Below are 12,157 nucleotides of genomic sequence, written 5' to 3'. Positions count from 1 at the left end.
TCCACACCTGTAAGAAGCCGTCCTCATAAGAAAATCATTTAATTACTTTAACTGGTCCTCCGTGTAGTAACCGGAAGTAATCAACATATCCTTGTAGTTGTCAACCGTTACCACTACCGGATCGCATAAATAGGTGGGAATGATCCCGGTTCCGTTATCATAGGATTTCGTATCGTTGATCTCCGCTTCTCCGCCCTGCATAACAGAATCCACCATCTTTACTACCTGGGACGCAAGGGTACGGGTATCCTTAAAAATGCTCATGGCCTGTTTTCCCTGGAGCATGTTCTTTACATTGGCAATATCACAATCCTGTCCTGTGATGATGGGATATTTTCCGGTATAGGAAGAAGCAAGGGCGTTCTCCACTCCCAGGGCAGTGGAATCGTTGGAGCAGAGGACTGCGTCCAATACGGTTCCGTCAGAATAGTTGCCTGCAATAATGGTATCCATACGGTTCTGGGCTTTCTCAGAATCCCAGTTAGCAGTGGCTACCTGCTCAAAAGCAGTCTGACCGGATTTTACCACCAGCTTGCCGCTGTCAATATACTTTTTAAGGACATCCATTGCCCCGCCAAAGAAGAAATTGCAGTTGTTGTCAGCCGGGTCTCCGGTAAACAGCTCAATGTTCTTAGGCTCCGCAGCGGTCTCAAGGCCCAGAGCCTCTACCAGATATTCACCCTGCTTTTGTCCGACTTTATAGTTGTCAAAGGTTGCATAATAAGTAACAGCATCAGAGTTCATGATCAGACGGTCATAGGAAATGACCGGAATGCCCATGGCCTTGGCCTGGCTTAAGGGTTCTCCCAATGAGCTTCCGTCAATGGAAGCCACCACAAGGATCTGGCAGCCGTTGGAAATCATATTCTCTACCTGGGATACCTGAGTCTGGACATCATTGCTGGCATACTGTAAATCCACCTTATATCCGGCGGCTTCCAGTTCCTTTTTCATATTGGATCCATCCTGGTTCCACCGCTGTAAGTCCTTGGTGGGCATTGCAACTCCGACTAAGGTTCCGCTCCCCCCCGTTGCTTTGGTTTCCTCTGCCTTGGTCTCAGCCGCTTTTTCGGCTTCTGTGGTGGCTGCTGCAGTCGTCTGGGTCTCTTTGCTCTCAGGTGCAGAGCCTGTGGAGCTGGCACATCCGGAAAGCATTCCTGCCGTCAGGGCAAAAGCCATTGCAGCCGCTAAAAATTTTCGTTTCATGGTATCTCTTCCTCCTCCAATATTTGTTTTACTGACAAAGTCATCTTATCACGGATAGAACAGGACTTGTTTGTGAACAATTAGCACGTATTGATTCAAATAAAAAAGGCCCTGAATGCACAGGACTTTTTCGCAGCAAAAAAATGCTACTGCTGTGATTGTTGATGAGAATGAGGCTGCCAAAACATTTGATTTCAGCAGAGACGATTCCAAGACTTCCGGTTGCAATTTTTCAGGCATCTTGTTAGAATAATCTTGGTAATCGTTTCATTTATAATTGATCTCAGCCTGGCAAGTTATCTCTCATTGAAAAAATATGGTGGTTAAATGGAAATCAGAAAATTGGCTTATTTTGTTTCAGTTGTAAAACATAAGAATTTTACAAAGGCTGCCCAGGAACACCACATGGTGCAAACAGCCATGAGCCGCCAGATTGCGGCCATAGAAGAAGAAGTTGGAGTCGTCTTGCTTAAGCGCAACAACAGAACTGTTTTGCTTACACCTGCAGGAGAAGTTTTTTATCGCAAAGCTTTAAAGGTGATAGAACTGTACAGTGATATGATTTCTCAAACACAAAAGACGGCTAAACTGCATCCCAAAGTATTAGAAATTGGCTTTGGCCATTATGAACATATTTTAATAGCACAGGTAGTTTCTGAGTTTAAGGCCCTTTATCCGGATATTGATGTTTTGGTTGCAAAGTACAACTATAACGATCTTATAACATACCTGCAAGCCGGAAAATTAGATATCGTCTTTACTCTTCCTTTCAGTCCTGCTTTTGTTTCACAGGATGAGACCGTGGTAAAGCCGGTTTTTCCTTCTACTATGTATATCATTGTAAATAAAAAGCATCCTCTTGCTCAGTTTGATATCATATCAGCCGATTCACTGAATGAATATACATTAATTACCTTAAGCGAGGATTCAGGCCCCTGCTCTCTGGAGACCTTAAAACAATTTACAATGACGGCCGGCTTTAACATCAAAGACAGCATGAATGCCAACAGCCTGGAATCGCAGATATTAATGGTGGAATCAGGACTGGGTGTGGCATTCTTGCCAAGTATTTGTATCAAGCATTTGACACCGAATGTAAAGGCCATTAATTTAAAGGATTTTGACCCCGGTAATTTTGTTGCCATGTACCAGAAATCCAATGAAAATCCTTTTATAAAAATCTTTCTTCAATTAGCTTCTTTAAAAGACAATTAATGAATGGATAAAGAGAAAGGGATATTGCCTGACTAACTTAGGTTAGTTCTGCAATATCCCTTTTGATTTTACTGCCTTATTTATTCTTCCGTTTTTTTAGTGAGGGCTATGCCTACGCATAGAAACAGTCCACCCCATACAACAGAACAACCGACAAGCATCATAGCCAATGCAAATGGATTCATAGTAATTTCCCCCTTGTTGATGGAATCAGATCTTAAAGTCATTCAATATCAGTTTGCCATGGACGTTTAAAGAATACAATGGCAACACCGATCATAAGTACAACCGTTCCCCAGCCGAACACAATATTTGATATCAGTGTTACAGAATCCATACCAAACATCTTCATGATACCGGATACAAAATTTGTAATAACAGTAATTCCCAATAAGATGGGGGTAAAGTATTTTAATAAGTAATCCCACCATTTACCGATCTTAAAGTCAGAATATTCGTTTGCATCTTCTCTGAGTTTCTCTGTACCGTAAATGTAACTGACTGCAACTACTTCCACCAGGCCAAGAGTAGCGATCACATAGTTTGCCACGTAAGAATCCACCAGATCCAGAATATAGTTAAATCCGCAGTATGTGGCAAAGGTGGCACTTCCGATAAAACCGGCGATGGAAATGATGTTGGTCAATTTTTTACGCGAAATCTTAAATTTATCCAGGGCTGAAGTATTGAATGCCTCAAGCATAGAAATGCTGGAGGAGATTCCTGCAATAAATAAACAAAAGAAAAACAAAAATCCTAAAATACCCTGAACCACAATATTAGATGACATGGTTGAAATTGCTATAGGAAATGCAATAAAAGCAACTCCGGCCCCGGTTCCGAAGGAGTCGAAAGAAACGCCTTGTTTATTGACCAAAAAACCCAGGGTTGAAAATACGGTGATTCCTGCAATAATATCAAAAGAGCTGTTTGACAGTACGGTGATAAAAGAGTTGTTTACGATATCCTGTTTTTCTCCCAGATAAGAACCGTAAGCAATCATAACACCAACTGCAAGTGTGGTGGAGAAAAATACCTGTGCATATGCTGCAACCCATATGCTGGGATTTAAAATTTTAGAAAAGTCCGGTGTAAACAATGCATTCAATCCAATATATGACCCCTCCAGCCTCATGGAGTTAATCATAAAAATGATCATCAAAATCATAAGAAGAGGCGTGAATATCTTTGAGGCCTTTTCAATTCCTCCGGAAATCCCCTTCCGGACAATGGCCCAGTTGCAAAACCATACTACCACCACTGCGCCCAGCATATAAAGGCTGATTCCGCTTCCAAAGTCGAAAGCATTCTGGGCCTGCCCGGTAATAACACCTAACAGCGGGCCCGGGTTGCTCATCCAGTTTACGATACCAAAGGCATGACCGATACAGTAGATCATAAAGACCACGGATATGGATATGATGGTGCTGTAGAACATCATGACCACGATGGGCACCATAACCTGTACCCAGCCAATAATCTCTAATTTCTTCTTTAGTCTGGCAAATGCCTTTGTTGAACCGCCTCGTATTCTCCGGCCATAGGTGTATTCCATGATCATTAATGGAACGGCACATGTAATAATTGCTACAAAGTATGGAAGAAAAAATGCTCCACCACCATTTTTATAAGCTTGAAACGGAAACCTCCATAAATTACCTAATCCAACTGCAGCCCCAATTGCTGCAAATAAAAAACCTGTTCTGCTGTTCCATTGATCTCGCATAGTAAATACCCCCTAATGTCGGATATATTCTTAATATTCGATGGGTTCCAAAGATGCCTGGAAGTGGCGTAAAATCGGCGGCTCCCAGGTGATGCGGTATCCGCGTTTGATTTCAGATGCTCTTTCCTTGATTGCGATCAATGCATCAGCCATGATGTCAATATGGGCCTGTGTATAAACACGGCGGGGAATCGCAAAGCGTGTGAATTCAAACTCGGAATGAAGCTGTTCACCGGTATCCGGGTCGTTACCCAGCATAAAGGAACCGATGTCACAGGTACGGATTCCAGCCTCTTTGTAAAGCTCTATTGCAAGCACCTGCGCAGGGAATTCATTATATGGAATATGAGGGAAAAATGCTGCTGCATCCACAAAGACCCCATGACCGCCCACCGGTGACTGGTAAGCGATTCCTGCCTCGTCTAATTTACCTGCCAGGTATTCCATCTGACCAATGCGGTATCTTAAGAAGTTTTCGTCAATACCCTCATAAAGACCAATTGCCAGAGCTTCAAGATCCCGTCCGGAAAGTCCTCCATAAGTAAAAAATCCTTCGTATGAAATACAGTTGGCTTTTACTTTTAAAATTATTGGAGAATTGCCATCCTTTATTCCGATCAGACCGCCGATATTTACAATTGTATCCTTTTTGGCAGACATTGTAAACATGTCACCATAGCTGAAGATTTTGTTGACAATTTCTTTTATGGACATATTCTTGCATTCTTCTTCCCGCTGCTTTATGAAAAAAGCATTTTCAGCATATCTGGCGGCATCAATGTTAAGAGGAATATCATACTTTTTACAAATTTCTGATACCTCTCTCATGTTTGCCATGGATACGGGCTGACCGCCTGCCGAATTGTTGGTAATGGTCATTACAACAAGACCAACATTTTCAGCACCCAGTTCATTGATTAGTTTTTCTAATTTCACAACATCCATGTTGCCTTTAAACGGAGCTCTTATAGACGGATTTTTTGCTTCTTCCACCACGCAGTCAATGGCTCTTGCCCCTGCCAGCTCTACATGAGCTCTTGTTGTATCAAAGAACATATTGGAAATAGCAAATTTACCTTTGGAAAGGAAAATCGGAAAAAGCACCTTTTCGCCGGCACGGCCCTGGTGAACCGGTTGTATAAAATCATAACCAAATATATCTTTACCGGCATCAATTAATTTATAGTAGCTGGATGAACCGGCATATGCTTCATCGCCTTTCATGACTCCTGCCCATTGGCCGTCACTCATAGCATTGGTTCCGCTGTCGGTTAAAAGATCAATATAGACATCTTCTCCCCTCAGACTAAACAAATTATACTTAGCCTCCTTGATTTTTTCCAAACGTTCCTCTTGATTTAACATTTTAATTCGTTCTACCATTTTGATTCTGAACGGTTCTGGAATATACTTTACAGCCATCTTTGTTTCTCTCCTTTTGCTTTTTATGTGTATTTTTAATATGTTTTTATTTTAATACATTAAAAATCATTTGTAAAATGACTAAAAAAGGTGGCATCACAACAAATTTATTATGATATATATCCAAAAAGCGCATGACGGGTTACGATTTGATAAAAAAGAGTTAATCTCACAATATAAAAAAGCCCTGATTGCTCAGGACTTTTTCGCTGCAAAAACATGCTACTGCTGCTTTACATTTAAGTACACATCTTCTTTTCCATGGAATCCTCCCTGAATGATGACGGAATCCATATTCTCCCTGGTGACCGCCACCGGCCTCAGTTCCAGGCTTGGAACATCGTAGGTTCCATCGTTAATAGTAGTCTTAATTCCTTCCAACGGCTCCCCTTTTCCCAGCTTCAACGCGTATTCCGCGGCTATTCTGGCTTCTTCCTCCACAGATTTAAAGGCTGTCATATTCTGGGTCCCTTCCACGATCCTCTGACAGGCCATTAAATCCCCATCCTGGCCCACAAGACAGACTCTTCCTGCCAGCCTGTCTTCCGACAAAGCCCGGAAAACCTGGGTAGCCAGATCGTCGTTTCCACACATGATCCCCTTTACATCCGGGTATTGTTCCAAAGCTTCCTTGGCATAATCAAAGGCATGCTCCGCTAGCCAGCCTTCACAGTTGCTTTTATAGACCACCTCCAGGTTTTTTCCCTTTATTACCGATTCAAAGCCTTCCCGGACCATTGCCACATTATGATCCGTTTCAGGCCCCTGGATCATGAAAATCCTGCCTCCCTCAGGGATGTTTTCCACCAGGCTTTCTGCCATCAGCGTTCCCACCTCCCGGTTGTCAAAGGATATGTACATATCGCAGTCCGCATTCCTGACCAGCCGGTCATAGCTCATGGTTTTGATTCCCGCATCCTTTGCCTTTTTCATCACATCGGACAATGCTTCACAGTCTCCTGCCACCACCACAATCACATCCATCTGCTTTTTTATGAAGTATTTGATCTGCTCAATCTGTTCGTTCACATCCCCGTTGGCATTTTGTACATTGACTTCTGCTCCCAGCTCCTTAGCCGTGGATACAAAAACATCCCGGTCCCTGATCCACCGCTCGATCACAAAGGAATCAAAGCTCAGCCCAATCTGCAGGGGGCTCTCCCCGGCCTTTGTCAAAGCCTGGGTCTCTGTCTCTGCCTTAGCATTTGTGCATCCTGCCGTCAGAGCACAGCAGAGCATCACCACCAGTAACAATCTCCCTCGACCCATTTTCATAACACTTTACCTCTCCCTGTATTCGCTTGGCGTCATTCCCTCATACTTTTTAAATATCCGGCTGAAATAATTGGGATCACTGTAGCCGGACATGATGCATACCTCCTTGATGCTGTATCTGGAATCCTCCAGAAGACGCCTGGCATTTTTAATCCTGGTTCTGGTTACATATTCTATGAAATTCTCTCCCACCTCCTGTTTAAACAATTTACTGAAATAATAAGGACTTATGTCAACCATTCTGGAAACATCGTCAAGAGATATATCCTTGGCATAATTCTCATCAATATAGCCCTTGACCCTGGAAACTACATTTTCATATTCTCTTTCCCTGGAAGTGCTGATATTATCACACACCTCCCTGGTCTTATCTAAAAACCACCGTTTCAGAGCTTCTCCGTCGGCAGCCTCCTTTAACTCCTCTAAATAATTCTCCCGGTAGCGGAAGCCATAGCGGACATTGCCTGCCTCAAAGGCCCGCCTTTCAAGCCTCATGACCAGCTCCAATATCTTGATTTCAATGTTAGACCGCACATTTCCGTCGTGAGCCAGCATCCAGTCAAAGAATTCGCCGGCGCAGGACAATGCCCCTTCCCGGTCCGCCTTGATTCCTCTTTGAAGGTACTGGTTTTCCAGCTCTAAGGGATATTCCCCGTCATAATCAGACACTGCAGGAATATCCGTGATATGCACCACATGGCTGTCGCTTTCCCGCAGGGATCTTAATGCCTCTTTATAGGAGTCCCTGATTCCTTCCAGAGGCTTTACGGAGCCGATTCCGCCCCTGCACTTAATGTCAGTGGCGCTTTCCAGCTTATGGATCATGTTCCGGGTTCTTGTAATGATTTCCACCCGTTCCTCATACCGCATCTTTTCCTGTTCAAAGGAAAGAAACAGTGCCAGCCGGTTTCCCATAGCAGGTCCTATGACGCAGTCAAAATAATCCTTTACGATTTCCCTGACCATGGAATAAAGCTTGTTCACCCGGACGCTGACCCCAATGGCGTTGGTCATGGTTCCCCCTTCAATGCTGTCCCCGAATTCCAGAACGATCATGAATCCATAAGGCTTTTTTATGTCCAGCATTTCAATATATCCGCTTTTGGAAAGCTCCGAGTCCTCCTGAAGCACATTGTAAATGAACCCGCTTTCGATCATGGGGATCACGATCTCAAGCTTTTCCCTGATCCTTAAATCATCGCTAAGCTTCTGTCTGGCCTCCTCCACCTGGTGCATGGCCTTTACACACACATCCAGGATCTTCTTTTTATTGACCGGCTTCATGATGAACTCCATGACACCTAAGTTCACCGCCTCCTGGGCATAAGAAAATTTATCATAGGCTGTTATAATGATGAATACAACGGAAGGATTGAATTTGCGCACCTCCCTGATGGCCTGAATCCCGTTTAACCCCGGCATCTGGATGTCCACAAATGCAATATCCGGCCGGAAGGAACCAGCCTGCTCAATGACTGCCCTGCCTGTTTTAACGCAGGCAATCTCACAATCGCTGCCAAAATTAGACTTTATGATATGGCTGATGGACTCCAGCATGATTCCCTCGTCATCAGCTACCAGTATACGAAACATGTACCTCTCCCCCTCTTTTTGGAATCCTTAGGATCACAGTGGTTCCTTTATCTTTTCCATCACTGAATATGTGGAAAATATGGTCATCATTATAATAAAGCTCCAGCCGGGAGATCACGTTGTGGATGCCGATCCCCGTAGAACCCGCCGCCTCCGTGATCTGGACTCCGCCACGGATCCTGTCAAGCTCTTCCTCTTCCATCCCGATCCCATTGTCCCTGATGCAGATCTCTATTTCCTCTCCATGATCCTCTACGGTCAGATGGATCTCGCCCTTTCCTTCCATATTCCGGATTCCGTGGTTCACCGCATTTTCCACCAGAGGCTGCAAAATCATGCTAGGAATGGGAAAGTCCATGGTTTCCTCATGGATCAGGGAATGATACCGGATATCTCCTGCAAAACGCACATTGAGGATATAAACATAATTCTCTACCGCCTCCACCTCTTCACGGATGGTGGCATCCCTTGAACCTTTTTTTACATTATAGCGGAAGAAATCCGCCATTTTCTCCATAAACACGGAGGTTTTTTCCGCATCCTCCATCATGGCAAGCTGGACTCCCGCATTTAAGGAATTAAAGAGGAAATGAGGATTGATCTGGGACTGGAGATATTTTAGCTGGGCCTCCTTTAAATGGTTTTCCATCAAAAACTCCCGCTCCTTCATCTCCTGTTCCTTTTCTGCACTCTCTTTAATTTTATTCACATACTCGTCCAAACTGTCCACCATTTGGTTAAATGTCCCGGTCACGATTCCCAGCTCATCTCCTGTGCCCAAGGATGGCACCTTTACGTGGAAGTTTCCCTGTCCCACCAGCTTAGCCGTATGAGCCAGGTTGGTGAGCGGGGTAACAATATCCTTTGTCATCATCATCATAACTGTCAGGCTTATGACCATGACAATCATTAAAATTACGGAGCTTATGACCTCTAAATACTGCAGGGCAGCCTGGAGGGTCTGGTAGCTGGCGGAATTATTTTTAAACTGACGGCTGTTTAAGACCGAAATGTCATGGTTGATGAACTGATAAAGCTTTAGGGCGGATTCATAAGAGCTTTTGTATTTTTCCACATTCTGCCCCCGCTTAGCCTGGACGGTCTCATCCGTGACGGCCAGATAGCTGTCCGACATGTTGCGGATATTTTTCTCCAGTATCTGGATCTGATTATCGGTCACGGCAACATTAAGCCCTTCCAGCAGCTTCCTGTAATCCTGTTCTGCCCGGTAATAATCGGTCAGGGACTCTGAATCCTTGACCTGCAGATATTTGTACATGTAATTCTGCACATCGGTGAAAACGTCTGACAGCTCATTTAAGTTCACGTTGCTTATGTATACGGAATTCATACGCTCCACCATCTGGTTGATCTGGGCGTAAATAAATAAATTGCTGGCAAAAAGCGTAACCGCCGTCACTGCAATTTCCAAAAACAGCTTTCGGGCAATGGGCAGGTTCTCCCATAGGTGTTTCCATTTATTTTTCATAATTACTCCACTGATTACTTACTCATGAAATCCGGCGCATTTTCCTTTGTTACAAACTGTAAGTCCACGCTGTAAAAGGAATTGGTCCTTCCGTCATGTATGGACTCGGTAAGGGCCTGGACGCTGTATTTCCCCATCTGGCTGGTATCAATGCAAAGAGTCATGGCCATGGTCCCTTTTCTGACCGCCTCTAAGGCTGCCCTTGACTTATAATAGCCGATGACCTGGGTTTTTCCTACGCTGTTATAATCTATGACCGCCTGGTACACAGCCTCCGTATCCACCTCATCCATGCACACAATGATGTCCGGCGGCCCCTGGGGATTCTGGAATAAATTGCGCACAATTTCCTCTGCTTCAAATGCCCGTCCGGATGGGATCTTGCTTTCTTCCACCTTGATCCGTCCCCCGCTCTCCCTTGACGTGATCATCCGGTTGTTGATCTGGTTAAAGATCTGGGACTGGTTGCTGTCAATGGAATTGTCATGAAGGAGCACCATTACCCTGGCCTTCTGAGAGTCAGGAGGCAAAATCTTTAATATCTGATTCCCGTATTCCTGTCCCAGCTCATAGGAATTGATCCCAACGTAGCTTTTCCGGTCCGTGGAAGGCGCATCGTTTAGTATGGTTACCACAGGGATCCCTTTTGCTGCCGCTTCATTGATCCGTTCCTCCAGATTTTCTTCTCCCGTAAATTCCAGCAGGATCCCATCCACTTTTGCAGCTATGCTCATATCCATGAAATCCACGGCAGTATATTGGGACGACTGGTTCCTCCCCTTAAGCTCCACATAAGCGTCGTGTAAGGCTGCTTCCTGACGTACGCTTTGATACACGTCATTCCAGAACTGGGAATCTAAGTTGTTGATGATCATGACATAGTGATACCGGTAGTTCCTGGTATTTTCCGCATGCTCCACCCCGATCTTTTTTAACACATACCCATAAAAGGAGGAGGTCAAAAGTGTAAGGAACACGATACCGGACAATCCTCCAAGCACCAGCAGAAGCAGGCTTTTCTTTCTGTTATCCATGGTTTTCCCCTTTTTCAAATAGCACTGAATTCATTATACTAAATCATAGAGAAAAAATAAATGGAAAACAGTCTGGATTTTACTGGACCAGAAAGAAAGGCTGCTGCAGATATTTGTTATTTTTTTAACTTTTTTTAAAATAGGTCTTGCAAATCATTTTTAATTAACCTATCCTTTGTTTTAAGGATATCCTTTATAACTTAAAGGAGGAAATAATATGAATCAAGAAAAATTGAAAGAGCTTGAAAAGACGATAAGCAGTGACTATGTCAATATCACGGGCATTCTTGTACAAAAAAACGGCATAAAATTATATGAAAACTACTTTCACGGATATACCTCCGATAACGCCACTCATGTGTATTCAGTGACAAAGAGCGTTTTTTCCGTTTTGATTGGTATTGCCATTGATAAAGGCCATATCAAAAGTGCGGACCAGAAGGTGCTTGACTTTTTCCCGGATTACACTGTTAAAACAGACGAAAAAACAATACAATGCATTACACTGAAACATTTACTTACCATGACGGCCTCATATAAATATAAATCTGAGCCATACGAGGAGTTCTTCGCAAGCGACAACTGGATAAGGGCTGCCCTCGATTTATTGGGAGGCGAGGGACCATCGGGAGAATTTATGTATTCTCCCATCATTGGTACACATATCTTGTCGGGCATTCTCGTAAATGCGACGGGCCAGCCGGTTCTTGATTTCGCTTCGGAACATTTATTTTCGCCGCTGGGAATTCATGTTACGCACAATGTGGTGCTGCGTAACAAAGAAGAGCATATCGCCGTTATGAATGACAGAAACATCAGTGGCTGGGTTGTTGACCCCCAAGGGATAAACACGGCAAGCTGGGGCCTTTTCCTGACGCCTGGGGATATGGCAAAAATAGGCCAATTGTATCTAGATGGCGGAATATGGGAAAACAAACGGATCATATCAGAGGAATGGATAAAAGTAAGCACAATGACGCACATCAGGCTGGACCGGATGTCTTATGGTTACCTGTGGTGGATCATAGATGATTCAGGGCATATCTATGCAGCCTTGGGAGACGGAGGAAACGTGATTTATATCAATACAAAGAAAAAAACAGTTGTTTCTATTGCTTCTCTTTTTATGCCAGAGGCTAAGGACAGGATCGGGCTTATTAAAAAGTATATTGAGCCAATATTTGAGGATTGAGAATG

10 protein-coding genes are annotated in these 12,157 nt (G+C 43.9%); 2 read left to right on the top strand and 8 right to left on the bottom strand.

What is annotated here, in order from left to right:
* Nucleotides 1-42 precede the first annotated feature (42 nt).
* Nucleotides 43-1,206 (bottom strand): multiple monosaccharide ABC transporter substrate-binding protein, encoded by a 1,164-nt coding sequence (gene chvE / locus K401_RS0113015; RefSeq protein WP_024293362.1) that lies wholly within the window; start codon nt 1,204-1,206, stop codon nt 43-45.
* Between the two features lie 327 nt (nt 1,207-1,533).
* Between chvE and K401_RS0113005 the strand changes: the two genes are divergently transcribed.
* Nucleotides 1,534-2,421 (top strand): LysR family transcriptional regulator, encoded by an 888-nt coding sequence (locus K401_RS0113005; RefSeq protein WP_024293361.1) that lies wholly within the window; start codon nt 1,534-1,536, stop codon nt 2,419-2,421.
* Between the two features lie 80 nt (nt 2,422-2,501).
* Here the strand turns inward: K401_RS0113005 and K401_RS34055 are convergent, their stop codons facing one another.
* The 7 genes from K401_RS34055 to K401_RS0112970 form a co-directional block, all read right to left on the bottom strand.
* Complete coding sequence (locus K401_RS34055) at nt 2,502-2,606, bottom strand: MetS family NSS transporter small subunit (protein WP_156882246.1); 105 nt, start codon at nt 2,604-2,606, stop codon at nt 2,502-2,504.
* A 38-nt stretch (nt 2,607-2,644) separates the two neighbouring features.
* Nucleotides 2,645-4,147: a sodium-dependent transporter gene (locus K401_RS0112995; protein WP_024293360.1), complete on the bottom strand. Its 1,503-nt coding sequence runs from the start codon at nt 4,145-4,147 to the stop codon at nt 2,645-2,647.
* Between the two features lie 30 nt (nt 4,148-4,177).
* A complete protein-coding gene (locus K401_RS0112990) occupies nt 4,178-5,569 on the bottom strand; it encodes a tryptophanase (RefSeq protein WP_024293359.1) in 1,392 nt (463 codons plus the stop codon).
* Between the two features lie 222 nt (nt 5,570-5,791).
* Nucleotides 5,792-6,808, bottom strand: coding sequence for a substrate-binding domain-containing protein (locus tag K401_RS0112985; protein WP_438830323.1), 1,017 nt, complete (start codon nt 6,806-6,808; stop codon nt 5,792-5,794).
* 42 nt (nt 6,809-6,850) lie between these two features.
* Nucleotides 6,851-8,437 (bottom strand): helix-turn-helix domain-containing protein, encoded by a 1,587-nt coding sequence (locus K401_RS0112980; protein ID WP_024293357.1) that lies wholly within the window; start codon nt 8,435-8,437, stop codon nt 6,851-6,853.
* On the bottom strand, nt 8,415-9,926 hold the full coding sequence (locus tag K401_RS0112975; RefSeq protein ID WP_024293356.1) for a sensor histidine kinase: 1,512 nt from the start codon (nt 9,924-9,926) through the stop codon (nt 8,415-8,417). The genes K401_RS0112980 and K401_RS0112975 overlap by 23 nt, the downstream gene beginning before the upstream one ends.
* Before the next feature lie 14 nt (nt 9,927-9,940).
* A complete protein-coding gene (locus tag K401_RS0112970; protein ID WP_024293355.1) occupies nt 9,941-10,960 on the bottom strand; it encodes a sugar ABC transporter substrate-binding protein in 1,020 nt (339 codons plus the stop codon).
* A 217-nt stretch (nt 10,961-11,177) separates the two neighbouring features.
* On the opposite strand from K401_RS0112970, the gene K401_RS0112965 reads away from it, so the two are divergent.
* The gene (locus tag K401_RS0112965) at nt 11,178-12,152 is read left to right on the top strand and encodes a serine hydrolase domain-containing protein (protein WP_024293354.1); all 975 of its coding nucleotides are present in this window, start codon (nt 11,178-11,180) and stop codon (nt 12,150-12,152) included.
* The last annotated feature ends 5 nt before the right edge of the window (nt 12,153-12,157 follow it).

This window comes from Lacrimispora indolis DSM 755 (assembly GCF_000526995.1).
GTDB classification, from domain to species: Bacteria; Bacillota; Clostridia; order Lachnospirales; family Lachnospiraceae; genus Lacrimispora; species Lacrimispora indolis.
Note: the sequence above shows the minus strand (reverse complement) of the source record. Positions and strands in the feature narration are given on the sequence as shown.